A 25,091-nucleotide genomic window follows, 5' to 3' on the forward strand; every position below is an offset into this window, starting at 1 on the left:
GCGCCAGAACCGCTCTCCGCACAGAATACGAAGGTGAACGTTTCCCTGCTGGCGGTACTGACGGTTGCCCTGGTCCTGGCCGCGATTTCCCGGCGATTTGGGCTTCCGACCCCGTTGGTGCTGGTCGTAGCCGGATTAGCGGCCACCGCCATCCCCGGCCTGCCGTCCATCGAGATGGATCCGGACCTCGTCCTGTTCGTGATCTTGCCGCCGCTGCTGTACACGACGGCGCTCGAAAGCTCCTACGTCAACCTGCGCAAGAACATGCGGGCGGTCAGCAGCCTCGCCGTGCTGCTTCCGCTGCTCACCACCGTTGCGGTCGGGTTCGTGGCCTTTTACACCGTCCCCGAGCTGCCGTTGGCCGGCGCACTCGTGCTGGGTGCCATCGTGGCACCGCCCGACGCGGTATCGGCCACCGCGATCGGCCGGCGCCTGGGGCTGCCGCGCAACATCATGACGCTGCTGGGCGGCGAAAGTCTGCTCAATGACGCGACAGCGCTCACCGCGTACCGGGTGGCGATAGCCGCGGCGATCGGGCTCGGCGCCACCGTGGCCGACGGGCTCAAGATTTTCGCGCTCGCGGCCATCGGCGGGGTGCTCGTCGGGTTCATCATCGGCAAATTGGTCAACATCATCCGGTGCAAGCTCGATGATCCTCTGTCCGAGAGCGCCATCGGCCTGGTGGTGCCGTTCTTCGCGTACCTGCTCGCCGAGGAGATTCATGGCTCGGGCGTGATCGCCGTCGTGGTCGCCGGGCTCATGCTGGGACACCGCTCGGTGCACGCCGGATACGCCACCCGGCTCCAGGACGACGCGGTGTGGAAGGCCGTGCAGCTGCTGCTGGAATCCTTCGCCTTCCTGCTCATCGGGTTGCAGCTGCCCAAGGTCGTCGAAGGACTACGAGGCCTGTCCTTCGCCACCATCGTGCTGTCTTCGATCGCGGTGCTCTCCACGGTGATCGTGGTGCGCATCCTGTTCGTCTTCGCGTTCGCGTATATGCGTCCACCCGGCCAACGACCCTCGGCGCGTGGGGTTTTCGTGGTGGCATGGGCCGGAATGCGGGGCGTGGTGTCCCTGGCGATGGCCTTCGCGGTACCACTGACCACCATCACCGGCGAGCCCCTGCCCGGGCACCCGCACATCGTGTTCCTGACCTTCGTCGTGGTGGTGGGAACCCTTCTGTTGCATGGGCTTACCCTGCCGTGGGTGATCCGGGTACTCGGCGTGCAAAGCGATGACGAACGCAAGGACGCGCTCGCCGAGGCCGCCGCTCAGGACAAGGCCGCCCGTGCGGCCGCGGACCGTCTCGAGGAACTTCTCGATGACAATGACGGCATCGAGGACACCAATGTGCGCAGCCGCGCCGCAGAAATCCTGCGGCACTGGAACACCCGCCGCCGCAACGCGGCGTGGGAGCGCCTCGGTCGCAGCGACGAAGACGCCGGCGAGAGCCCCATGGCGGCATTCCGGAATCTGCGGCTGGAGATGCTCGAGAAGGAGCGCGAGGTGTTCATCGCCGAACGCGACGCGGGCAATATCGACGACGAGGTGCTGCGCACCGTGCTCCGCGGACTCGACCTCGAAGAGGCCACCATGAATCAGGCCGACCGGTAGCCGCTCACGGCTGTCCGGGCAGTAGCTGCACCATCAACCCATTCGCATCGGCCAGCACCGTGCCCTGCGCGTCGTAGAGCTCTGCTGAGACGAACGCCTTGCGGCGATCCACCTCGTCGATGCGGCTGCTCGCCGTCAGGGCCACACCCACCGGCACCACCTGGCGATAGTTGACGTGCAGGAAGGCCGTACGGCTGATGGTGCGGCCCGCCATGATCACCGTCATCCCGAAGAGATGATCGAACAGCAGCGGCAAAATGCCGCCGTGCACGGCGCCGTTGCCGCCGAGGTAGAACCGCGGAAAGTCGCCGTGAGCCTGGATACCGTCCGGACCGGCCTTGTCGATGAACCACGGCGGCAGCAGCAGGTGCCCGTTGGCGGGCTCGTCGGCGACCCGGTTGGCGGGTCCAACGCCTTCGGGTGCCTCATACGGGTCCATCAGCTCGACGAGCTTCTCGGTGAGATCGGCCGCCTCGTCCCAGCGCGGGTCGTCCATATCGGCGGATACCGCGAGATCCTGCAGCCGCCGCACGGCAGTCAGGAAGCGCCCGAACCCCGGCCCCACCGAGGAGGGCGAGTACTGCGGGAATCCCCCGCCACGGATTTCACGGATCGCCCGATTCATCTCTTCATGCAGTGCGGCGAGTCTGTCCCCGTCGGCGGTCATGACCTCGAGAGTATGTCCCGCCGCACAATCGTCTGATCCCGGCCCGGCCCGACACCGATGCACGACATCGGCGCACCGGCGAGCTCTTCGAGGCGCAGCACATAGTCCTGCGCCTTGGCGGGCAGATCGCCGAACTCGCGGGCACCGGAGATGTCCTCCCACCAACCCGGAAGCTCTTCGTAAACCGGTGTGGCGCGGTAGATCTCACTCTGGGTCATCGGCATCTCGTTGGTGCGCTTGCCGTCCACCTCGTACCCGACGCAAATCGGGACGGTCTGCAGGCTGGACAGCACGTCCAGCTTGGTCAGGAAGTAGTCGGTGATGCCGTTGACCCGGGTGGCATACCGGGCGATGACGGCATCGAACCAGCCACAACGCCGGGCACGCCCGGTGGTCACGCCCACCTCGCCGCCGGTCTTGGCCAGGTAGGCACCATGCTCGTCGAACAGTTCGGTGGGGAACGGACCCGAACCCACCCGCGTGGTGTAAGCCTTGAGAATCCCGAGCACGGTGGTGATCCGGGTGGGGCCGATGCCGGACCCCACGGATGCACCGCCCGCCGTGGGGTTCGAGGACGTCACAAAGGGGTACGTGCCGTGATCGACGTCGAGCAGGGTGCCCTGCGATCCCTCCAGCAGCACCGTCTCGCCACGTTCCAGCGCCTGGTTGAGCTCAAGACGCGCATCGGCGATACGGTGCTTGAATCCCTCTGCCTGCTCGAGCACGCCGTCGACCACCTGATCCGGGTCGAGCGCCTTGCGGTTGTAAATCTTGACCAGCACCTGGTTCTTGATTTCCAGTGCGGCATGGACTTTTTGGCGCAGAGATTCCTCGTCGAGAACATCGGCGACCCGGATCCCGATGCGCGCCACCTTGTCCTGATAACAGGGGCCGATACCGCGGCCGGTGGTGCCAATCTTCTTGGATCCCAAGTATCTTTCGGTCACCTTGTCGATCGCGACGTGATACGGCATCAACAGATGCGCGTCCGCGGAGAGAATGAGGCCCGAGGTGTCGATACCCCGCTGCTCCAGACCCGCGAGCTCGGTGAGCAGTACGCCGGGATCCACAACGACCCCGTTGCCGATGACGTTGGTCACTCCCGGGGTGAGGATTCCCGACGGGATGAGGTGGAGGGCGAAGTTCTCGCCATTGGGTAAGACCACGGTGTGTCCGGCGTTGTTACCGCCTTGGTAGCGGACTACCCATTGAACCGAGCCACCGAGCAGGTCGGTTGCCTTGCCTTTCCCCTCGTCACCCCATTGGGCGCCGATCAGGACTATTGCCGGCATGTGCGTTATCTGCGCTTCCCTGTTGGCAGCACACACTGTCCTTCCGGCTGGGCGAAGGCGGCGCGACGCTGCGCGTGCAAAATGTTGTTCAGCCGGTGAGCCACTGTATCGCAGGCCACGGGCTTTGTACGTATTCGCCACCGACGAAGGAGTTCCATGGTGAGTGCCCCGAGCGGCACCGAAACGGGGTCCGTACGGGTTTTGCTGTTCGGTGTACGTCGGCTGCCCCGCGCTCTCCGGGACCTCCCCGTGCACCGGGTGCAGGATTCGGACGCCGTCCGCGCGCTCGTGGACGCGCTTCCGGACGGCACGATACGGCTCATCGTCGTCGGCGGGGACGGTGAGCTCGGACAGGTGCTGACCCGACTGATGCGCGCCGAAAGACTGGACGTGGAACTGGGTTTTGTACCGGACCGCCGTTCACGCGCGCGCCGGATCTATCGGATCGGGATCGGTGCGGCACGGCGGGCCCGCGCGGGCCATGCGCGCCGGGTGCCGCTTATCCGGGATGACACCGGCACCGCCCTCGCCGGACGTGCCTCATGGCAGAGCATCGACGGCGACGGGGTCACCGGTGAGGCCACCGTCGATGACACCCTGCTGTTCGAGGGCATCGCCGCCGTCGACGTCGAGCCCATCGAGTCGCTGCCCGGCCTGCGGGCCTCCGTACGGGGCCGAGCGGGGCTGGTTCCCCGTCGCTGGGTGACCGGACGAGCCGCTCAACTGGGCACCGAGGCCGCCGTAGTCGTCCGTGACGGTGTCGCGGGCCCTCGTCCCGTCACCCGGTCCACCTTCTATCGGCACCAGCAGGGCTGGTTGCTCGTCCGGTAGCTTTTGCCCGTGAACGTCACGCAGTCGGTCCGGCCCAGCCCTGTCTTTCTCGCGCTCGTCGCAGTCACCGTCGCCGGGGCGGTGCTCGCATGGCTCGGCGGCAATTCGACCGAGCTGCTGGCCCGCGGCGGAGTGTTTGTCTTCGTGTTCGCCGGCTGGGTGGTGTCCCTGTGTCTGCACGAGTTCGGGCATGCCTATACCGCGTGGCGTTTCGGCGACACCGGTGCGCGCGGATATCTGACGTTGAACCCGCTGCAATACACCGATCCGGTGCTCTCCATCGTGTTGCCCCTCGTGTTCATCGCCCTCGGCGGCATCGGGCTCCCGGGTGGCGCCGTGTACGTGCACACCGCGGGCATGAGCAACCGGCAGCGCACCCTGGTGAGCGTGGCCGGGCCGAGCGCCAACGCCATCCTCGCGGTGCTGATTCTGGGAACGACGGCGCTTTTCGCCGACCGCGAGCACATCGTGTTCTGGGCAGCCATGGCCTATCTGGGTTTTCTTCAGGTGACGGCGGTGGTGCTCAACCTGCTGCCGGTGCCGGGCCTGGACGGTTACGGTGCGCTCGAACCCCATCTGAGCCCGAACACGCAGCGCGCGCTCGGCAATGCCAAGACGTTCGGATTCTTGATCCTGTTCGTGCTGCTGATGTCGCCACCGATCAACAGGGCATTCTTCGACGCCGTCTACTGGATCGTCGCGTCATTGGGTGTCGACCCCGATCTCTCCCGCGTGGGCGGCTGGCTGTTCCGCTTCTGGGGCAAGCTGCTCTAACCGCGCCCGATCCCTACCAGTTGGCGTGCTCTTCGCAATGCTCTTGCGCCTCAGGTGGTTCCACCTGAATCGTGGCATGGGGAAGACCGCGCTCGGCGAGCACGGACCGCGCCCCGGCGAGCACCTGCGCCGCGTCGGCGGTGCTGGTCAGGTGCGCGGTGGCCATGTCCTTGCCGGGCACCAGGGTCCACACATGCAAATCGTGCACGCTGGTCACACCGTCGACCGCCAGCAGCGCGGCACGTAGTTCTTCGACGTCGATGTGCTTGGGCGACGTCTCCGTCAGGATGCGCAGCGCGGCCCGCGCCAGCGAGAACGCCCGCGGCAGAATCCACAGCGAAATCAGTACGCCAACAACGATATCGGCGTACTTCCAGCCGGTGGTCAGGGTGATGATGGCGGCCACGAGCACCCCGACGCTGCCGACGGCATCGGCCAGCACCTCCATGTACGCGCCGCGCACCGCAAGACTGCTCTCGGCGTGTGAACGCAGCAGCCAGATCACCACCACGTTGGCGGCCAGCCCGGCCAGTGCGACAACCATCATCGGCAGCCCCGGCACTTCCGGAGGCGCGCCACTGGTGAGACGTTCCACCGCCTCGTACATCACGAACGCCGCGATGCCGGTGAGCAGCGCCGCGTTGACGATCGCGGTGAGCACCTCTGCCCGGTGCCATCCGTAGGTCCTTGCCGCCGAGGTGCTTCCGCGGCGGGCCAGCAGAATGGCGCTGAGCCCCATGATGAGCCCGACCAGGTCGGTGAGCATGTGCCCGGCATCGGCCAACAGGGCCAACGAGTTGATCAGCAGGGCGACGACGAGTTCGAGCACAAAGAACGAACCGACAATGCCCAGCGAGACGCACATGCGTCCCACTCGGACATCGGCCGGATTGGCTGAACTGGCGACGTGCGAGTGATCGTGTCCGGCTCCCACGGTGGCTCCTCTCGACCTCTCGAACTTATATGCAAAAGTTCGCATAGGCCAATGGGTCCGCTCGTCCGCCCCTTACCCCGCCGACACGCCGTGACATGCCGAACGATCCGCGCATAACGCGGCGTGTCGGCGAGAAGGTTTTAGGGAGCGCCGACGTCAGGACGTGAGCAACGCGGGGCGGGCCGCCGGATCGCAGTCATCGAGCAGATCGCAGCACCGCGCGAACTCGTGGTTCTCGCCGATCAACTGAGCGGCACGCGCGAGGGCCGCCACCGCCCGCAGGAAGCCACGATTGGGCTCATGCGAATACGGCACCGGACCAAAGCCCTTCCATCCGTTCCGTCGCAACTGGTCCAGGCCGCGGTGATACCCGGTGCGCGCGAAGGCGTAGGCGGTGACGGTGCTGCCGACGGACCCGTCACCGTCCAGCGCGTTCTCGGCCAGTTCGGCCCAGGCGATCGAGGCGGACGGATAGGCCGCCGCCACCGCGGCGGGATCCTGCCCGTTGAGCAGGGCTGACTCGGCGTCCTCATCTCCGGGTAGCAGCACCGGCTCGGGACCCAGCAGATCATGCATTGGACTCATGGAAACCATTCTGACGCGAACCGCCTCCCGCGATCGCGATAGGGTGGGCGCGGTCGATCGCGCCTGCGCAAAAGAGCGCTCAGCACGGATAAGGAACGAGACGCATGGCGAACCCCACCGGTGGAAATTCCGAGGCCAAGCCCGACTCACAGGGCGAGAAGCCTGCGGACTCCGCCGAGCAGCCGGAAGGCGCCGCGAATACCCCGGAGATATCCGACACCGCCGACACCGGACCGGTCCCCTCGCTCGATGACGCCCAGACCGTCGTGATGGCTCCCGCTAAGCCCGACGTTCCGCGCTACACGGCACCGGGATTCGACGCCAACAAGACCGAGATGATCGCGCCCGTCGGCGACGATCCGAAAACCGAGCTCATCGCGCCGCTGGCGACCCAGGCCCGCCCGAAGGTCGCCACCCCCGAGACGATCGCTCCTCGCAAGGAGGAGAAGCGCAGCTGGGGCTGGGTGATCGCGCTGGCACTCGTCGTCGCCGCGCTGGCGGCGGTGATCGTCCTTGCCGCGGTCGTCATCTCGCGCACCACCGCACCGAAGGCGTCACAAGAAGAGCTGGTGCGCACCAGCATTCAGAACTACGACAACGCCATCCAGACCGGCAACCTGGCAGCGCTGCGGACAATCACGTGCGGCGAAACCCGTGACGGTTACGTCCGCTACCCCGACGCCGAGTGGTCCCAGACGTATCAGAAGGTGGCGGCCGCCAAGCAGTATCCAGTGGTAGCCAGCATCGACGAGGTTGTGGTCAACGGTGAGCACGCTGAGGCCAACGTCACCTCCTTCATGGCGTTCGCGCCGCAGACCCGCTCATCGCGCAGCTTCGATCTGCAGTTCCGCGACAAGGAATGGAAGATCTGCCAGTCCGATTAAACGCATGTCGCCGAGTGCGAGCGGTGATGCTCACACTCGGCGAAAACAGCGACTACGCCATTCCGGCGGAGACCGACCGGCCCGCCGACTTCAGGTCGTTGCAGGCCTCGATGACCCGCTCAGTCATGCTGGCCTCGGCCTTCTTCAGGTAGCTGCGCGGATCGTAGGTCTTCTTGTTGCCCACTTCACCGTCGATCTTGAGCACACCGTCGTAGTTGGCGAACATGTGCCCGGCGATCGGCCGGGTGAAGGCGTACTGGGTGTCGGTGTCAACGTTCATCTTCACCACGCCAAAGCGCAGCGAGTCCTCGATCTCCGACTTCAGCGAGCCCGAGCCGCCGTGGAACACGAAATCGAACGGCTTGGAGCCCTCCGGCAAGCCGAGCTTGGCCGAGGCGACGCGCTGCCCCTCTTCCAGCACCTCCGGCTTGAGTTTGACGTTGCCTGGCTTGTAGACACCGTGCACGTTGCCGAAGGTGGCCGCCAGCAGGTACCGGCCGTTCTCGCCGACACCGAGCGCATCCACCGTCTTCTCGAAGTCCTCGGACGAGGTGTAGAGCTTCTCGTTGATCTCGGCCTCGACACCGTCCTCTTCGCCTCCCACCACGCCGATCTCGACCTCGAGGATGATGTGAGCCTTTGCCGTGGCGGCCAGCAGTTCCTGCGCGATCTCGAGGTTTTCGCCGATCGGCACCGCCGAGCCATCCCACATGTGCGACTGGAACAACGGGTTCTGGCCAGCTGCCACGCGCTCCTGCGAAATGGCGATCAGCGGACGCACAAAGCTGTCCAGCTTGTCCTTGGGGCAGTGGTCGGTGTGCAGGGCGACGGTAATGCCGTACTTGGCCGCGATGACGTGCGCGAACTCAGCAAGCGCGACCGCGCCGGTCACCATGTCCTTGACACCCAGACCGGAACCGAATTCCGCACCGCCGGTGGAGAATTGGATGATGCCGTCGCTGCCCGCGTCAGCGAAACCCTTGATCGCGGCGTTGATCGATTCCGATGAGGTGCAGTTGATTGCCGGGAAGGCAAAAGAATGCTCCTTGGCCCGGTTCAGCATTTCGGCGTAGACCTCGGGCGTGGCGATGGGCACTTCGACGACCTCCATGTCAGCTCTGCGGATTCGCCCCTCACCATAAGGCAGCCAGGTTGACGATAGATATCGACGGTACTGTTGGCGCCGTGAACTTGCTGGCAGCACCCGAATCCGTCACCACCCTGGCGCTCATGCCGGATTTCCTGGATCCGATCAAACTGCTCGGTCACTTCGGAACCTTGGCGCTGCTCGGGTTGCTAGTGGTGATCTTCGTGGAGTCGGGGGTGCTGTTCCCGGTGCTGCCTGGCGATTCATTGTTGTTCGTGGCCGGGATGCTGGCAGCAGGCACCGCTGCCGCAGCTGCCGACGGTGCTTCGCAGGCCAGTTTTCAGCTGTGGCAGCTGCTGGTCTTCATCCCCATCGCGGCAATCCTGGGCGGCCAGGTTGGCTATTGGATCGGCCGGGGCATCGGCACGTCGATGTTCAAGCCGGAGGCCCGCTTCCTCAAGCAAAAGTACCTCGACGAGGCGCACGCCTTCTTCGAAAAGCGCGGACCGTTCGCCATCGTGATCGCCCGGTTCGTGCCGATCGTGCGGACCCTGGCTCCGATCACCGCCGGCGCAGCCAAGATGAGCTACCCGATCTTCGCGCTCTACAACATCCTCGGCGCCGTGGTGTGGGGCGTCGGTCTCACGCTGCTCGGCTATTGGCTGGGCCAGTTCGAGATCATTCAGAAGCTGCTCGAACCGATCTTCATCCTGATCGTGCTGGTCTCGGTGGCCCCGATGTTCTTCGAATGGATGCGCCGCCGCAAGGCCGCGAAGAGCCCGGAGGCAGCACCCGAGGCCTAGGCACCCTCGAGCAGAGTTTTCTGACGGTCGTCGAAATTTCATTCAGCTGGGCGAAACTGTTCAACTATCCAGGAAACGATCTCGTCTGCAGTGTCAGACCATCTCATCGATCGCAGGATCGTTACCTGCTCACCGTCACCATGCGCAACCTTCTTCCTCGCATCAACGAGACCTGCCAACAAATCTCGACGATCTTCGTCCTCGAGAAACCTTGTGAACTCGGCTTTCCAGGCTTGGTCGAAACTCCCGATGAACGCCTCCAACTGACCAGGATGGACGCCCTCTCCCCTACGAAGCCCATGCGCAACTCGCGCTCGTACCCTCGGGTGTCCCACCCGATCCGCATAACAATCCGCAACGTCATCACGAACTGCCTCAATGAATCCAGCGGAGCGGATCGTCAGAAATCTAGCGAGAGATCTCTCGATCTCATCATCGAGCGCCGCGGCATCGCGATCGTCTGACTTCGCCTTCCTGCTCGCGGCGACATGGGTGGTGATGGCCTTCACGAGACTTCGATGCGCCGACATTCGCTGATGCACTGAGAGAGGAGGCCAACTTCCGGTCGCGCCATTAGACACTCCGCGACAACCTGTCAGTCGCGAGATCGAGCCGCTTGACAACAAATTCGTTGTCTGCAGTTGATCTAGTCGTCACGGTGATGAACTCCGCATCATCCTTTAGAGACTGAATCTTACTTCTCAGGTCTTCTGGGACGGCACCATTGGCAACTGCCCTCATCACACCGACAACGATGGCCTCAGCCTGAGCCGTGTTGACCTGGCGCCCTTCTCGACTCCTAAAAGCGCTAGGTCCTGCTGTCGAATTGATATGTCTGCACGCAGCCAAGAACTCTGCGCCATGCACATCCGACTCCTGCCGATAATCACGAGCAAAATTATTCAAGAATCCCTTGAGAGGACGCTTGTAGCTAGCCGAATCAACATATAGCGCAAGAATACGCGTGATCAATTCATGGTCACGAATACGCTTCGACTTAATCCCGAATAGATCACGCCAATTTGGATCATTGTTGAATACCTCAATGCAATCAACAAGTGGCCCCGCGTAGAGTGCGACTCTAATTTCATGTGGAGTAAGTTGCGTGCCTCCTGAGTTCAATCGCTCGAAGATTTGAAACACGGCCTCACTAACTTCAGAAGATCCATCCGTCGGCACAATAGTGGCTTGCATGAACGAATCATCAATCTTGAGCCCAAGCGACTCGTCTAAGGTTTTGTACGTTAGTCCTTTGAACTGATCACTTACGTTGGTAAGAACAAACTCCTTCTTGTCGTGCACACCTTCGTAGAATCTACGGAGCGTTTCGAGGCGTTGTTGGCCATCGAGAACGAGCATTACATTGTCAGTCTCTTGCTTCACTAGAAAAATTCCAGGAACCGGGTACCCCAGCAATAGCGATTCTATAAATCTATCCATCTGAGCCTTGGACCAAACGAAGCCTCGCTGAAACCCCGCTGTCAACGAGGTACTATCTTCTCCGCCGAATTGCGGAACCTTCATCGCACCACTATTTAGTCGTTTCACCAGCCCGTCAACTGGGTAATCCTGTGTCGAGAATGTAACTGGCGTAGGTGCGGCCGACTCCGATGTAGTGACATCATCAAATTCATCCTCAGTCAAGCTCCGGTCGAATATCAGCTCGAGATCGTTATCGTCCGAATCTGACACGTCTGCATGGCTCATCCATCAATAGTAATCTGTGCTCACGTCTTCGTGCATACAGAAACAAGAAACCTAGCAGGGAGTCCGCAACAATCAATCAGCTCAGTCGAACAGGAGTTTTCTCGAATTCGGCCACCTTGTCCCGGAAGGCATCCGGAAAGGGGGCGGAGTTGCCGTCGATCGCATGCACGTACACCGTCTCGCCGGTGATGAGATGGTCTACGCCGCGGTGAATTTCAAAGTGACAGGCCATGCTCGCCCTCCCCATCCGGGCGATGCGCACGCCAATGTCGAGGACGTCGTCGAAGCGGGCGGGCCCGTGATAGTCGATGACCGACTTCACCACGTACATATGCTCGAAGACCCCGTCGCCGGCGGCGTTGCGGGCACCGGTCAGGGCGGCCCAGTACTCGGTGAGCGCGGCATCGAAGTACGCCAGATAGTGGGCATTGAAGACCACGCCCTGCATATCGACCTCGGCCCATCGGACCCGCAACGGATGAAAGAAGCTGAAATCCTGGCGCGCCACCTCAGGCCACCACGTGCGCCGCTTCGAGCAGCATCCACCCGGACAGCTGTACCGACAGGTCCCGTTCGGGCACCGTCGACGGATTGACCGCACCGGCGATAAACCGCGAGGCTTGCGAGTGCGGGGTCGGCAGATCCGCCGTCCGCGTCCAATCCGCCCCGAACAGCGGAAGATCTTCCACCGTCAGCCGATTGGCCCAGGCGGCCTCCGCCGAGGTCAGCAGGATGTCACGGGCGACGGCCCGGGCATCGGTGTCCTGCGGGGAGTTCTGCGGCAGCGTGGTGACCACCAGCGCCAGGTAGCGGGCGAGAATGCCGTTGAAGAGCCCGCCGTCTCCGCCACCGCTGCCACGAATTACGCCTTCGGACGTCATGTGATCCTTGACTGCGTGCACAAGCCGATGCACACGCTCAGCATGTCGGGATTCCCCGGTCCGCACGGCAAGCTCGGTCTCCAGCCCCAGCACCACACCCTGGCAATAGGTGTAGGTAGCCCGTTCCAGGGTGCCGTCCTCCTGGATGCCGTCGATCACCAGATGCGATTCGGGGTCGACGAGAGTGTTGTCGATCCAGTCGGACATCACCTCGGCCCGCCACACTCTTCCGGTGCGCGCCAACACAATTGCCGCCGGGCCGTTGGCGGGGGTGTTGAAGAACCTGTCCTGTTTGCGCCACGGTATGCCGCCCCCGTACTGCGGCATCCAGGCATCGAGGAACTGCTGCCGCAGCCGGTTCAGCGCACGGGGACGCTCCAGGCCCAACAGCTCGGAGGCGCGTTGCATCGCCAGCGCCAACCAGGCCATATCGTCGTAGTACTGGTTGGTCCACATGAACACGTTGCGGAAGCGGTGTGCGCGTTGCATATCCGCGATGTACTTGAGCCGGTCGGGGCGCGGGTCGCGCAGCTGCGCATCGATCAGGCAGTCCTGCAGATGCGCCTGCCACCAGTAGTGCCAGTTCTTGAACCAGGTGGCACCCGGCGCGGGCGGCCAGGTGACGATGCCCAGGCGCATGCGCGGTAGATGCCACAGCGGCGAGAAGTGCCTGGCGGTGATTGCGGCTTCGGCGCTACTGGCGCGGTTGGCCCACAGCACATCCATGCACTCGATACTAGGGGTGGCTCATCCCCGGGTCACCACGCCTCGGTCAAGTCGGCGTGCTGACGGATCCAGGCATGCATGGCTATACCTGCGGCGACTCCTGCGTTGATACTGCGCGTAGATCCGAACTGGGCAATCGAAACCGTCATCACCGCACCGCCTTTCGACAACTCGGTGACACCCGGCCCCTCCTGCCCGAACACCATCAGGCAGTCCGCGGGCAGTGCCGCGGTCTCCAGGGGTACCGATCCGGGCACGTTGTCGACGGCCACCACCGTCAGGCCGGTCAGCTTCGCGTACTCCAGAAGCTGCTCGGTGCTGTCATGGTGCATCAGGTGCTGGTAGCGATCGGTGACCATGGCGCCACGCCGATTCCAGCGGCGCCGGCCGACGATATGTACGGTGCGCACCGCGAAGGCGTTGGCCGTGCGCACCACCGTCCCGATATTGGCGTCGTTTTCGAAGTTCTCGATGGCTATATGCAGCCGGTGCCGGCGCGTATCAATATCCGCGACGATCGCCTCACGTCGCCAATACCGGTAGGCGTCAACCACGTTGCGGGCGTCGCCATCACGCAGGAGCTCTGGGTCATATCGCGGGTCCGCCGGCAGCGGCAGCCCCCGTTCTGCCAGCCATGGCCCCACTCCGTTGCCACTGGCACCCCAGAGGGACGGTTCAGCAGGCCCGTCCTTCGAGTCCTCACTCACGGTTCATCCAGACCGCCGCGTGGGTGCCGATCACCGAGAGCGTCCCGGCGAGCACCGCGGCGTTGATCTCCCCTTGGAGGCACAACGACGGCTGCAGCTGCACGGCGTCCAGGGCAGCGTCCGGAAGCACCAGCACCGACGCCCCATAGATCGCACAGCTGCGCGCCAGCCCCTCCCCGGGCAGCGTCGGCGTCACCGTCACCATGAGGGGACCACCACGCTCGGCCGACTCGTCGCGGTAGCGTGCCGCAAGCCCCGAGATATTCAGGCCCAGCAGCGAGAATCCGTTACCGGTAAAGGCATTCGAATCTCCCAGATCCACCTGGCTAATCTGCTGCCCGCTTGCCCTCCACGCCTCCATGCTCTTGGTGACGATCACCAGACCGGAGTCGTTCTGCGGCGTGGGCAACAGCCCCATCGGGTAGGCCACCGGGTAGGCCACGGTGGTTCCAGCGATGCGATCCTTCACCGAGTACGCGTACACGCCACGTACGGCGCTCTGGTTCTGCATCGGCCCCAGGCATACCGTGCCGGTCAGCTGATCGGGAGTCGGTGCGGTCAGCGGATGCACGGAAAGATCGGCCACGTCACGACAACCGTTCAACGCCGGCACTTCCAGCGGATGCGCCAAAGACCCGTACAACCCGAAACGTAAATCCTGGGCGGCGGCGGGCTTCTCCCCCGGCTTGGCGGCCGCCCCCGTGATGTCGACCAGCACATACCCGTTCTGGAATCGCAGGTTGGCGACACTGAGATTCCAGCCCAACAGACTCTGTGTTTCACCGACCTTGGCGGTCTGGGCGCCGTAAACCAGTTGTTTTTCAGGGTCTTTCGAGCAGCCCGACACGATCAGGGCCCCGGCGAGCAGCGCGGCGAGGGCCGGGCGGAAGATCACGATCCGGCCAGGCCGAGATCCGCCAGTCCCAACACATACCGATACGGAACGCCCTCCGCGCGAATGGCCTCGGCGGCACCGGTGTCACGGTCGACAACGGTGGCCACCCCGATCACCTCGCCCCCGGCCTCACGCACCGCATGCACGGCCGTGAGTGCGGACCCGCCGGTGGTGCTGGTGTCTTCGACCACCAGGACCTGTTGCCCGGACACATCGAAACCCTCGATAAGCCGTTGCATACCATGGGCTTTCACCGACTTGCGCACCACGAACGCATCGATCGGACGTCCGGGGGCATGCATAACCGCTGTCGCGACGGGATCTGCGCCGAGAGTCAGTCCACCCACACCGGCATAGCCCCAGTCACTGGTCAGCTCGCGCACCAGCCGCCCGATCAACGCACCGGCACGGTGATGCAATGTGGCCCGTCGCAGGTCGACGTAGTAGTCGGCTTCCTTGCCCGACGACAACGTGACCTTGCCGTGCACCACCGCGATATCACGAACCAAGGCCGCCAGCTCGTCGCGCTCGGCCGCATTCAGATCCGGTCCTAAATCAAGTTCTGCCACGACCCCGTCCTACCACGCTGTTGAATTTCCGCACCAAACCTCTTGGTATTACCCGCGTTACCGATGTGATCGCCTTGTATTGCACACCGGGAACGCTGAGCACCTTACCTGCGGCGATGTCCTGCAGGCACGCGTTGACCACGTCGTCAACCTGGAGCCACATGAATTCCGGGATGGTGCCCATCTCGATTCCGGCCCGCTCGTGAAACTCGGTATGGATGAATCCTGGGCACAACACGTGCATGCCAACACCGGTACCCAACAACCCATTTGCCAGTCCTTCGGTGAAGGAGACCACCCAGGCCTTCGACGCCGAGTACGTCGAGCCGCGCCCAGACACCAGGCCTGCCACGCTCGCCACGTTGATGACGGTGCCTGCGCCGGCCTCGACCATCGAGGGCAGGGCCGCACGGGTGAGCTCCATGACCGCGGTGACATTGACGTCAAGCTGCGCGTGCAGCAGCGCCGGCGCTGCTGTCCAGAACTCGCCGGCGGTGGCGAAGCCGGCGTTGTTGACCAACACCGACACCCCCGCGGCTACGCGTTCGGCGACCTTCGCGCGATCGGCGGCGTCGGCCAAATCGGCGGGCAATGTCTCGGCGTGGACGCCATACCGGCAGGTGAGTTCGTCGGCGAGCGCGTCCAGGCGCTGTTCGTCACGGGCGACGAGCACCACGTCGTATCCGAGCGAGGCGTATTTACGGGCGAAACCGCCCCCGAGACCCGAGGTGGGGCCCGTCACCAGCGCCACGGGGCGTACGGAATTCGTGGCAGGCGCGGATGAACCGCTTGCGTGAAGACCATCAGGCGCGGATGAACCGCTTGCGTGAAGACCATCAGCCATGGTTGGTCAGCGTACCGGCTGCACACGCGCCTCTTACCGGGCATATAACCGGTACTAGAAGTTACTAGTACAAATTGTCCGGAATCAGCCGCTTGCGTGAGCAAGCGTTGCTAGCATCGCGAAATGTTCGACCGGCTTGTGGTGTGGCTCATCGCGCGTCAGCGCTGGATCTACCCGGTACTCGTCGCGTTGTGGATTGCTGCGGGCACCTACATAACCACCGCACCCAAGGTTGCACTGCCAACCCCGGAGGCCACCCCGACCGCCCAAGCCATCAGCGCCATGTCGCTCAGTCAACCGAAGACTGTGACGTATGAGGTGTCCAGTGACGGCCGGCCTGTCACGGTGTCCTATCTCGATGAGAAGGGCCAATCCAAGCTCTTCAACGGCCCCGCTCCCTGGCGCACCAGCTTGACCACCAGCGACCTCGGATTCACGGCAGGCGTGACCGCGATATCGACCGACACCGTCACCTGCCGCATCACCGTCGACGGCACGGTCGCCGACGAGAAAACCGACATCGGCCGCACTCCCTCCGTGAGCTGCAATCTCGTCGCATTTCAGAAACTCGAACCACAAGGCGGTCACTGATGCACGACAGCCCTATATTCGGCCGCTTCGCCGGTGTCATCAGCAGGCATGCCGCCGTGATCATCGGGCTCTTGATGATGGTGGCCGGGGGGCTGATGGCATCGGCACCCAACCTCGAAGAACTCGCCCTCACCCACGGCAGCCCCATGATGCCGACCAACACCCAATCCGCCGCGGCGCTTAAACACATGGCTAAGGCGTTCGGGGAGTCCGAGTCGAACAACACCGCCGCGGTCGTCGTCGTCAAGGATCAGCCATTCACCGAGGAGGACCGCCAGTTTCGTGCCCGCCTGATGAAGGAGCTGCGAGCCGACACCGTGCACGTCGAACCGGGTATGGACATGTGGTCCGATCCGCAATTCGCCACCGCATCCGAAAGTCCGGACAAGAAGGTGGCGCTCGCACAACTGCAGCTGGCCGGGGAGATCGGCGGGCCCAAGGCCATGGAATCCGCCAAGTCCGTGCAGCACATTATCGATAACATCGCGAAGCCGCCCGGCACCACGGTCTATGCCACCGGCACAAGCCAGGCCGCCGCAGACCAGATCAACACGATGATGCGGGACGTCGTGATCATCGGAGGGCTCTCACTGGTGCTGGTGGGCGGTCTGTTGCTTTTGGTCTACCGCTCACTGGTGGTCGCGTTCCTGCCACTGATCACCGTGGGTGTTGCCGTCGGTATCGCGACCCCGGTGACCAGCTTCCTCACCTTGGCGGGGCTGATTCCCACATCCATGATGACCAACGCGTTGATGGGTGCGCTGGCACTGGGCGCCGGCACCGACTACTCCATCTTCTTCATCGGCCGCTATCAAGAGGGCAGGCGTGCCGGCCTCAGCGTCGACGATGCGTTCCGCGCCAGTTACCGGGGTGTGGCGCCGGTGGTGATCGCGTCTGGGCTGACCGTCGCAGGTGCGTTGTCCTGTATGTCATTCGCGCAACTGGACATGATGAAATCCATGGGCCTACCGGGGGCCATCACGATGATCTTCACCGTGCTGTCCGCGGTGACGGTGACGCCCGGCGCACTGCTCATCGGGGCTCGTAGATTCGGGTGGTTCGAGCCCCGATCGACCATCCGATCGACTCGACTGTGGCGCCGGGTCGGTATCCGGGTGGCGCGTTGGCCCAAACCGATATTCGTCACGACATTCACCGCCTTGATCCTGCTCATGATGGTGATCCCCAGCGCCTCTTTCAATTACGACGAACTCCAGTTCATCCCCAAGGACATGCCCAGTGCGGCAGGCATGAACGCGATTCAGGAACACTTTCCCGCGGGGCAGATGAATCCCGACATGATCTTGATCCGGGCCCCGGAGGACCTGCGCACGTCTGCCAACATCGGGCTCCTGGAGAAGGCCGCACAACAGATCACCAAGCTGGACAGCGTGGCATCGGTGCAGTGGATCACCCGGCCCACCGGCATGCCGATGGATCAAACCTCACTCATGTACAGCGTGCGGATGGCCGGAACGATGATGTCGCAGAACAAGATTGTCATGGAACAACGGCAGCAGCGGATGCACGCCATGACCAGCGATATGAACTCGATGATGACGACGCTGCAAGGCCTGCAAGGCACCTTACGGACCGCGCAACAGGGCGCCAAGCAATTCAGTGCCGCCGCCCAGCCCATCCAGTCCAGCCTGAATCAGCTTAAGTCACAGCTTAATTCGGCGATGGGACCCGTTCGTGAAGCAGTGCGGGCCCAACCCAACTGTGCCGCCGATCCGATGTGCGTGGGCGCGCAATCGACCCTGTCCAACTTCGAGAACATGTCGAGTGTCACCGACCAGATGCGCAGCCTCGTCAGCACTTCGGGTTCCATGACCGGGGGTTTGAGCCAGGCCGCGCGGACGATGCCGCGCATGGTTGAGTCCATGTCCTCGATGCAAGATCTGATGACCGAGACCAACGAGCAGATGACTCAGATGATGTCGCAGATGGATACCATGACCTCGCTCATGCAGGACCTCGGCCGAAGCAGCGCCGGCACCGGGGACTACTTCTACTTCCCCGCGCAGATGCTCTCGGACCCGCGATTCAAGCCGTACTTGAAGATGATGTTCTCCGAGGACGGCACCACCACCCGCATGATCGTCATCGGCAGCGGCAGCAGCTACGGCGACGAAGGCATCCAGCGCGTCCGGGACCTGGCACGTGAGATGAAGTACGCACTCAAGGGCACTCGCCTGGAGGGCAGCGTGATCGAAATCGCCGGGCCGGCAGCGTTGATCGGCGATATGCGGATGATGCTCGACCGCGACGAGAAGCTGATCATGATCGGCTGCCTCACCGTGATCTTCACAGTGGTACTGCTCCTGCTGCGCGGGCTGGTGGCGTCGCTGATCGTTATCGGCTCGGTCTTGGTGTCCTTCGCGTCCACCCTCGGGTTGGCCCTGGTGATCTGGCAGCACGTGCTCGGCATTCAGCTGCACTGGTCGGTGCCGGTCGCGGTGTTCGCGATCCTGATATCGGTGGGCGCCGACTACAACCTGCTGGTCGCCTCGCGCTTCAAAGAAGAGATGAGCGCGGGTATCCGCACGGGTGTCGTCCGGTCCATCGCCGGTACTGGCGGGGTGGTGACCACGGCGGGACTGGTGTTCGCGATGACGCAATTCGCCATGATGGGGTCGAGTCTGGTCAATATCGCACAGATGGGTTCGACGATCGGGTTGGGCTTGATCATCGACACCTTCGTGGTGCGCACCTTCACGGTGCCGACACTGGCGGTAATCCTCGACAAGAAGTTCTGGTGGCCGCTGCCGATGAACCAGCTGTGGCGGCGTTCCTAGCGACTGTGCGGCGGGACGCCCTGACCCACGGGAGCGGGCTGCCGGTCTCCGGCGGGGGCGGAACTGCTGCCGACGGGCCGGCTGGGGCGTTCCGCGGCCTGGATGGGCGACGGCGCCGACTCCCCGGACGGGGGCAGCACCCGCAGCAGGTCGTTGAACTGGCGGACGGCCTTGAGGCCCTCGTCCCACTGCTCACGGTTGCTGTTGATCGGCAGCGCGGCCAGCGTCCAGTGTTGTTCGTTCCACAACACCTCCGCCGTCTCGGTCGCGGTATGGGCGAAGGTGACCATGCGCCGGTCACAGGCCCGACGGGCGGCATCCAAGTTGGTGGAGTACACCATGCGCGGGCCGATGGCACCCAGCAGCCAGATATCTGATTCGCGGGGTTCCTGCATGACCTTGAGCCGCAGGTCCACCATGACATTGGTGCCCACCTTGCGGTGCAGCGCGATGATGGTCGCGACATCTTCCAGGTCGAAGACGTAGACGGCCTCGCCGCGGATCTGACCGAGCACCACGTTGGCGGCCGCGGCCGACCCCGCACTCGACATCACGCCGCGGTTCCAGCGCTTGACGATCTCTTTGTCCTGCGACATGTAGTCGAAGCCGTGAGATCGCGCCCAGGCCTTCCGGCGGTGTCCGCGGCTACGGCGGCGGCCGATATCGACGTACAGCAGCACGCCCGCACAGACGAAGCAAAGTGCGGACAGCGTGAACCAAAGTAGAGCCATCCGCGACAGCCTAACCGGTACCGGCCCAACTACCGCGCGGTGCGCTCGGATCGTGACCGAGAGTTACCGGTCCGTGATGGGCGAAACAGCACCGCGAGCGTGCCCTCACTGCGGGATATCAGCCGAAATCTCGCGGCGGAGGCACACTCGCGGTTACCTGCTGAAGCGTCAGCCCAGGATGAGCGAGTCGCCGTCGGCGCTCACGTTCACCGGAACGACGTCGCCATCGTGCACCTCACCGGCCAGCAGCTGCCTGGCCAGCTTGTCGCCGATCGCCTGTTGCACCAGGCGCCGCAACGGACGCGCCCCGTAGATCGGGTCGAATCCGCGCTGGGCCAGCCAATTCTTGGCGGGCCCCGACACCTCGAGTGTCAGCCGCCGTTGGGCCAACCGCTTCTGCAGCTGTCCCAGCTGGATGTCGACAATCCGCACCAGCTCCTCGGGGTTCAGCGGCTCGAAGATGAGCACGTCGTCGAGCCGGTTGATGAACTCCGGCTTGAACTTCGCACGCACCGCGGCCATCACCTGCTCCTCGGAGCCGCCGGCCCCCAGGTTCGAGGTGAGGATCAAGATGGTGTTCCGGAAATCCACCGTGCGGCCCTGGCCGTCGGTGAGGCGTCCCTCGTCGAGCACCTGCAGTAGCACGTCAAACACGTCCGGGTGGGCCTTCTCGACCTCGTCGAACAGCACCACCGTGTACGGGCGTCGCCGGACCGCCTCGGTCAGCTGGCCGCCGGCGTCATATCCGACGTATCCGGGTGGGGCACCGACAAGCCTTGCGACCGAGTGCTTTTCGCCGTACTCGGACATATCGATGCGCACCATGGCGTGCTCGTCGTCGAACAGGAAGTCCGCGAGGGCCTTGGCCAGCTCGGTCTTGCCGACGCCGGTGGGTCCCAGGAACAGGAACGAACCGGTGGGCCGGTTGGGGTCGGCGACGCCGGCCCGGGCGCGGCGTACCGCATCCGAGACCGCCTCGACGGCCTTCGTCTGACCGACGACCCGCGCCCCCAGCACGTCTTCCATGCGCAGCAGCTTGGCGGTCTCGCCCTCCAGGAGCCGCCCGGCCGGGATACCGGTCCAGGCCGACACCACGTCGGCGACATCGTCGGGACCCACCTCTTCCTTGAGCATGACGCTTTCGCGTGCCTGTGCCCCGGGAAGCGCGGCCTCCAGTTGCTTCTCCAGGTCGGGGATGCGCCCGTAGCGCAGCTCCGCGGCCTTGCCGAGATCGCCATCGCGCTCGGCGCGATCGGATTCACCCTTGAGGGTTTCCAACTGCTCCTTGAGATCACGGACCACGTCGATGGCGTTCTTCTCGTTCTGCCAGCGGGCGGTGAGCTCCGCGAGACGCTCCTTCTTGTCGGCCAGCTCTTCACGCAGCTTCACCAGGCGCTGCTTCGAGGCCTCGTCGTCTTCCTTGGACAGCGCCATCTCTTCGATCTCGAGACGGCGCACGATGCGCTCGACTTCATCGATTTCGACAGGGCGCGAATCGATTTCCATGCGCAGCCGGGATGCGGCCTCGTCGACGAGGTCGATGGCCTTGTCCGGCAAGAAACGCGAGGTGATGTACCGGTCGGACAGAGTCGCGGCGGCCACCAGCGCAGAGTCGGTGATCCGCACGCCGTGGTGGATCTCGTAGCGTTCCTTGATACCGCGCAGGATGCCGACGGTGTCCTCCACCGAGGGCTCGCCCACCAGTACCTGCTGGAACCTACGCTCCAGAGCAGCGTCCTTCTCGATGTATTTGCGGTATTCGTCGAGCGTGGTGGCGCCGACCAAACGCAGCTCACCGCGGGCGAGCATCGGCTTGATCATGTTGCCGGCGTCCATCGCCGACTCACCGGTCGCGCCGGCACCCACAATCGTGTGCAGCTCGTCGATGAACGTAATCAACTGTCCCGCAGAGTTCTTGATCTCATCGAGGACGGCCTTGAGGCGTTCCTCGAACTCACCCCGGTACTTGGCGCCGGCGACCATCGAGCCCAGATCCAGCGATACAACGGTCTTGCCGCGCAGGCTTTCCGGCACGTCACCGGCGACGATGCGCTGCGCCAGTCCCTCGACGATGGCGGTTTTGCCGACACCGGGCTCGCCGATCAACACCGGATTGTTCTTGGTGCGCCGGCTGAGCACTTGCACAACGCGGCGGATCTCGGTGTCACGACCGATGACGGGGTCGAGCTTGCCTTCGCGGGCAAGCGCGGTCAGGTCGGTGGAGTACTTCTCCAACGCCTGGAACGTCGCTTCGGGCTCGGCGCTGGTCACCCGTCCGCTGCCGCGCACCTGAACAAAGGCATCGCGCAGCGCGTGAGGAGTGGCGCCATTGTTGGCGAGCAACTTGGCGATATCGGAATCACCGGTGGCCAGACCCACGAGCAGGTGCTCGGTGGAGACGTAGTCGTCATTGAGCTCGGTGGCGAGCTGCTGCGCCGTGGTGATCGCTGCGATGGAATCACGCGATAGCTGCGGGTTGGCACTGGCATTGCTGACCTGGGGTAGCCGGTCGGCAATGGCCTGCGCCTCGTTGCGCACACTCGCGGGGTCTACGCCCACAGCCTGCAGGAGTGGCGCGGCAATGCCATCGGTCTGGCTCAGCAGCGCCACCAGCAGATGTGCGGGACGGATTTCGGGGTTGCCGGCTGTGGTGGCTGCCTGGAGCGCAGCTGTCAGGGCGGCCTGGGTTTTGGTGGTCGGATTGAACGAGTCCACAACACCTCCGTTGGTTGAGAGAAATGCTTGTCAGTAGTTCTAACGCCGTCAACCTTGAGTCTGTTCCGCTCAACTTTGAGAATTTTCGCGGTGCCGTGTCTAGCTCATCACACCTACCGGCGCTCGGAACTAAATCCGGAATCACACGCGGTGGCCGCGACCCTCGAGAAGCTCGCCGACGCGCGACAACACCGGAAGAGCCCCGCCGCGCAGAATCGATCGGAGCTGGCGATTGAGCGGGGACTGCGGGTCGAATCCGCTCAGCGTGAACCACAGCTGGGTGCCGCCGATCCGGGGAATCAGCCGCCACGTCATGCGCAGAGCGGTGATTCCCCCCAGGATCGGAATCGTGAAGGTGGACGTGATGAGCTCGGGCTCACGCACCTCCAGGAACTCCATGTCGACCCTCCCGGCGAATCCGAGAAGCGGAATCGGATAGGTGGTTATCGACAGCCGCCCACCAGTTTCCACGGACGCCAGATCGTGGTCGTTCACCAGGTCGCCAACGAACTCCTTCGAGGTGATGACCTGCCACACGGTGCGCGATGAGTAGCGGTAGAACTCGCCCAGGCTGAATGTCGTCGCATCATCGGGCGGGGGATCGCCACCCGGCTCCGGAACACTCAAGAGCTCTTCGATGCGCGACATGACCAATGCCCAGATATCGCGAACGAGAACGCGCAACCGCCCATGAGCTGGATTGGCGAGGTCAAATCCATCATGCACAACCAGTAATCGCGTCCCGCCAGGCTCCGGATGGAGCGTCCATGTGACACGCAAATCCCAGGAGTCCTCCGGCGTGGTGAATCGATAGACCAAGCGCTCGCCTGGCGCGACGTCAGTGAACTCGCACTCCCCGCGCCCGCCGAAGTTCACCTCCGGCATCGGGAAAGTGGTGAACGCGAAGGACTTACCAACCGCCACCGAGTCCTCACCGAGGTCGGTAGTCCAATCGGAGATAGAGGCGGCCGATGTGATGGCACGCCACACCTGATCGGCCGGATACGCGAAGAACTGCCCAACCGTCACCGATGTCAGGTCATCCCGCGACGCGGTCATACCCCTGAGATACCGCACATACGTGATCTGTGTGGGCGATCAGGCGGATACATCGGTGACCAGACAATGCGGAGGCCAGTCCCGGCGAGACGGCGCACTATCGATACATCGCCCAAGCTTGCCCATCGTCCCGGGCCAACCGCGCTCGGAGATCGTCCGATAGACACGCGAGGCGGAATCGCTCATATCGAATCCCTCGTGACGCAGCGTGACCATGGTTCCGCCCGGAACCTCGTGGAGGGTCCACGTCACCGTCCACACCGTCTGCCGCGACGACTTCATATCCCACCAGCGGATCGACAGCACTCTATTCGGGGTAGCCGCGAGGACCTCACACGACAACGCGCCCGAGAAGTCGGCCATGGGCAAGGGAAAGGCGCGGAAACGGAACCGGGTCCCCACCTGCGGCCGAAAACCCGTCGGGTCCATCAGCCATTCCTCCATGGCGTCAGGACACGCCATCACGCCCCACACGCGCGCGGGCGGATGCGGATAGAACTGATCCAGGATGATGGTGGCGATGTCGTTCGCGTCGTCGGGCACAGCACTCTCCAGATTGATGGGGTTACCTTTCATACCCCATTAATCTGGGTCACCGCCGTGTTCTCATCTGTTAGCCAGGCAAACTCGACCCAGAGGAGGGTTCGATGGTGTCGTCATCGGTAGAGATAGCCGCTGCACGATCGATAAGACGCCCGAGCTTGGTCATCGCAGTCGGCCAGAATCGATCGGAGAGGGCAGCCATCCGGCGCACAGCAGGGTCATCGCTACTGAATGCCGGCCGGCTCAAGACCACCCTGGTTCCGTTCGGCACCGCGCCCAGAGTCCATGTGGTTCGCCAGGCCACCGGGGCGGGAAGTTTCGTATCCCACCAGGAAATCGCCAGCATTTCGTTTGGCGTAGCCACCAAGACTTCGCAGGCGATGTTCCCCGAATAGTTGGCAATCGGCACGGGAAGATCCGCGAGCCGGTACCGCGTACCCGCCACCGGATGGAACCCGACCTGTTCGACAAACCAATCCCCCATGACATCGGGGTCGACCAGAACACCCCACACTCGGCCGGGAGAGTGTGGGTAGAAGAAATCGGCGACAACATCGGCCGGATCGTGTAAATCGCCCACAGCGCACACTCCATCGTCGGTGGTGACACCTTTGTACTCCGCGAAACTGGCAAGCGCCGACATTGAGACGATTAGCTAAGCAAACCTCTTCGGAAACAGGTCCAGCCGGGGTAATCCTGATCTGCCAGGCGGCGCCTGGCAGCACGGCCCGCACTCGACGGAGTGCGAGCAGTGTGCGGTCGGGCGGGTTGGCGGTGTATCGGAGCTGGTCTAGCTCCGCATGAGATGCCGAGTTAGGTGCCGACACGAATTTCGTGATTCCCCCTACACCGGC

Annotated in this window: 25 protein-coding genes; 8 read left to right on the forward strand and 17 right to left on the reverse strand. The window is 63.7% G+C overall.

All coding sequences use genetic code 11. The features are described 5' to 3' along the window. The first annotated feature begins 33 nt into the window (after window positions 1-33). Window positions 34-1,614, forward strand: a complete 1,581-nt coding sequence (locus tag B4400_RS05360; protein ID WP_078307555.1) for a Na+/H+ antiporter — start codon at window positions 34-36, stop codon at window positions 1,612-1,614. A gap of 4 nt (window positions 1,615-1,618) precedes the next feature. Here B4400_RS05360 and B4400_RS05365 read toward each other — a convergent pair whose 3' ends face one another. Then, window positions 1,619-2,281: a PaaI family thioesterase gene (locus tag B4400_RS05365; RefSeq protein ID WP_078307552.1), complete on the reverse strand. Its 663-nt coding sequence runs from the start codon at window positions 2,279-2,281 to the stop codon at window positions 1,619-1,621. Further along, the gene (locus tag B4400_RS05370; RefSeq protein WP_078307550.1) at window positions 2,278-3,573 is read right to left on the reverse strand and encodes an adenylosuccinate synthase; all 1,296 of its coding nucleotides are present in this window, start codon (window positions 3,571-3,573) and stop codon (window positions 2,278-2,280) included. Before B4400_RS05370 ends, B4400_RS05365 begins: the two co-directional genes overlap by 4 nt. A 159-nt stretch (window positions 3,574-3,732) precedes the next feature. Between B4400_RS05370 and B4400_RS05375 the strand changes: the two genes are divergently transcribed. Together B4400_RS05375 and B4400_RS05380 are read left to right on the forward strand one after the other, a co-directional pair. Then, window positions 3,733-4,404: a diacylglycerol kinase family protein gene (locus B4400_RS05375; RefSeq protein WP_078307663.1), complete on the forward strand. Its 672-nt coding sequence runs from the start codon at window positions 3,733-3,735 to the stop codon at window positions 4,402-4,404. Window positions 4,405-4,413: 9 nt separating this feature from the next. Next, entirely contained in the window at window positions 4,414-5,178 is a 765-nt protein-coding gene (locus tag B4400_RS05380) for a site-2 protease family protein (RefSeq protein ID WP_078307548.1), read from the forward strand. Between the two features lie 13 nt (window positions 5,179-5,191). On the opposite strand, the gene B4400_RS05385 is transcribed toward B4400_RS05380, so the two are convergent. After that, complete coding sequence (locus B4400_RS05385; RefSeq protein ID WP_078307546.1) at window positions 5,192-6,112, reverse strand: cation diffusion facilitator family transporter; 921 nt, start codon at window positions 6,110-6,112, stop codon at window positions 5,192-5,194. A 156-nt stretch (window positions 6,113-6,268) separates the two neighbouring features. Then, window positions 6,269-6,697 carry a DUF3151 domain-containing protein gene (locus B4400_RS05390; protein ID WP_078307544.1) on the reverse strand — a complete coding sequence of 143 codons (429 nt, stop codon included), beginning with the start codon at window positions 6,695-6,697 and terminating at the stop codon, window positions 6,269-6,271. 104 nt (window positions 6,698-6,801) lie between these two features. Here B4400_RS05390 and B4400_RS05395 point away from each other — a divergent pair, with 104 nt between their 5' ends. Continuing rightward, entirely contained in the window at window positions 6,802-7,581 is a 780-nt protein-coding gene (locus tag B4400_RS05395; RefSeq protein WP_078307542.1) for an Rv0361 family membrane protein, read from the forward strand. Window positions 7,582-7,633: 52 nt separating this feature from the next. Here the strand turns inward: B4400_RS05395 and fbaA are convergent, their stop codons facing one another. After that, entirely contained in the window at window positions 7,634-8,692 is a 1,059-nt protein-coding gene (fbaA, locus tag B4400_RS05400; protein ID WP_139360136.1) for a class II fructose-bisphosphate aldolase, read from the reverse strand. 119 nt (window positions 8,693-8,811) lie between these two features. On the opposite strand from fbaA, the gene B4400_RS05405 reads away from it, so the two are divergent. Further along, window positions 8,812-9,471, forward strand: a complete 660-nt coding sequence (locus B4400_RS05405) for a DedA family protein (RefSeq protein ID WP_078307657.1) — start codon at window positions 8,812-8,814, stop codon at window positions 9,469-9,471. Continuing rightward, window positions 9,417-9,935, forward strand: coding sequence for a hypothetical protein (locus B4400_RS05410; protein WP_078315164.1), 519 nt, complete (start codon window positions 9,417-9,419; stop codon window positions 9,933-9,935). The genes B4400_RS05405 and B4400_RS05410 overlap by 55 nt, the downstream gene beginning before the upstream one ends. Window positions 9,936-10,044: 109 nt before the next feature. Here B4400_RS05410 and B4400_RS05415 read toward each other — a convergent pair whose 3' ends face one another. From B4400_RS05415 to B4400_RS05445, 7 genes are all read right to left on the reverse strand, one after another. Then, window positions 10,045-11,178, reverse strand: coding sequence for a DUF262 domain-containing protein (locus B4400_RS05415; protein WP_078307538.1), 1,134 nt, complete (start codon window positions 11,176-11,178; stop codon window positions 10,045-10,047). Between the two features lie 76 nt (window positions 11,179-11,254). Beyond that, complete coding sequence (locus B4400_RS05420; RefSeq protein WP_078307536.1) at window positions 11,255-11,686, reverse strand: acyl-CoA thioesterase; 432 nt, start codon at window positions 11,684-11,686, stop codon at window positions 11,255-11,257. A gap of 1 nt (window position 11,687) precedes the next feature. Next, window positions 11,688-12,785, reverse strand: coding sequence for a glycoside hydrolase family 76 protein (locus B4400_RS05425; protein ID WP_078307534.1), 1,098 nt, complete (start codon window positions 12,783-12,785; stop codon window positions 11,688-11,690). Between the two features lie 32 nt (window positions 12,786-12,817). After that, window positions 12,818-13,492 (reverse strand): TrmH family RNA methyltransferase, encoded by a 675-nt coding sequence (locus B4400_RS05430; RefSeq protein ID WP_078307532.1) that lies wholly within the window; start codon window positions 13,490-13,492, stop codon window positions 12,818-12,820. Then, a complete protein-coding gene (locus B4400_RS05435) occupies window positions 13,485-14,387 on the reverse strand; it encodes a hypothetical protein (protein ID WP_078307530.1) in 903 nt (300 codons plus the stop codon). The genes B4400_RS05430 and B4400_RS05435 overlap by 8 nt, the downstream gene beginning before the upstream one ends. Beyond that, window positions 14,384-14,956: an orotate phosphoribosyltransferase gene (gene pyrE / locus B4400_RS05440; RefSeq protein WP_078307528.1), complete on the reverse strand. Its 573-nt coding sequence runs from the start codon at window positions 14,954-14,956 to the stop codon at window positions 14,384-14,386. The genes B4400_RS05435 and pyrE overlap by 4 nt, the downstream gene beginning before the upstream one ends. Further along, the gene (locus B4400_RS05445) at window positions 14,943-15,707 is read right to left on the reverse strand and encodes an SDR family NAD(P)-dependent oxidoreductase (RefSeq protein ID WP_078307526.1); all 765 of its coding nucleotides are present in this window, start codon (window positions 15,705-15,707) and stop codon (window positions 14,943-14,945) included. The genes pyrE and B4400_RS05445 overlap by 14 nt, the downstream gene beginning before the upstream one ends. A gap of 216 nt (window positions 15,708-15,923) precedes the next feature. Between B4400_RS05445 and B4400_RS05450 the strand changes: the two genes are divergently transcribed. Beyond that, window positions 15,924-16,391 (forward strand): MmpS family transport accessory protein, encoded by a 468-nt coding sequence (locus B4400_RS05450; protein WP_078307524.1) that lies wholly within the window; start codon window positions 15,924-15,926, stop codon window positions 16,389-16,391. Next, a complete protein-coding gene (locus B4400_RS05455) occupies window positions 16,391-19,189 on the forward strand; it encodes an MMPL/RND family transporter (protein WP_078307522.1) in 2,799 nt (932 codons plus the stop codon). Before B4400_RS05450 ends, B4400_RS05455 begins: the two co-directional genes overlap by 1 nt. On the opposite strand, the gene ttfA is transcribed toward B4400_RS05455, so the two are convergent. The 5 genes from ttfA to B4400_RS05480 all read right to left on the reverse strand — a co-directional run bounded on the left by ttfA (window position 19,186) and on the right by B4400_RS05480 (window position 24,880). Beyond that, window positions 19,186-19,920 (reverse strand): trehalose monomycolate transport factor TtfA, encoded by a 735-nt coding sequence (ttfA, locus tag B4400_RS05460; RefSeq protein ID WP_078307520.1) that lies wholly within the window; start codon window positions 19,918-19,920, stop codon window positions 19,186-19,188. The genes B4400_RS05455 and ttfA overlap by 4 nt on opposite strands. 168 nt (window positions 19,921-20,088) lie before the next feature. Next, window positions 20,089-22,635, reverse strand: coding sequence for an ATP-dependent chaperone ClpB (gene clpB / locus B4400_RS05465; protein WP_078307518.1), 2,547 nt, complete (start codon window positions 22,633-22,635; stop codon window positions 20,089-20,091). 141 nt (window positions 22,636-22,776) lie between these two features. Further along, complete coding sequence (locus tag B4400_RS05470) at window positions 22,777-23,694, reverse strand: SRPBCC family protein (protein ID WP_078307515.1); 918 nt, start codon at window positions 23,692-23,694, stop codon at window positions 22,777-22,779. Between the two features lie 39 nt (window positions 23,695-23,733). Then, on the reverse strand, window positions 23,734-24,270 hold the full coding sequence (locus B4400_RS05475; protein ID WP_078307512.1) for an SRPBCC family protein: 537 nt from the start codon (window positions 24,268-24,270) through the stop codon (window positions 23,734-23,736). Window positions 24,271-24,307: 37 nt separating this feature from the next. After that, window positions 24,308-24,880: an SRPBCC family protein gene (locus B4400_RS05480; protein ID WP_078307509.1), complete on the reverse strand. Its 573-nt coding sequence runs from the start codon at window positions 24,878-24,880 to the stop codon at window positions 24,308-24,310. Window positions 24,881-25,091 lie beyond the last annotated feature (211 nt).

Source organism: Mycobacterium sp. D16Q13 (genome assembly GCF_002013375.1).
GTDB lineage: Bacteria > Actinomycetota > Actinomycetes > Mycobacteriales > Mycobacteriaceae > Mycobacterium.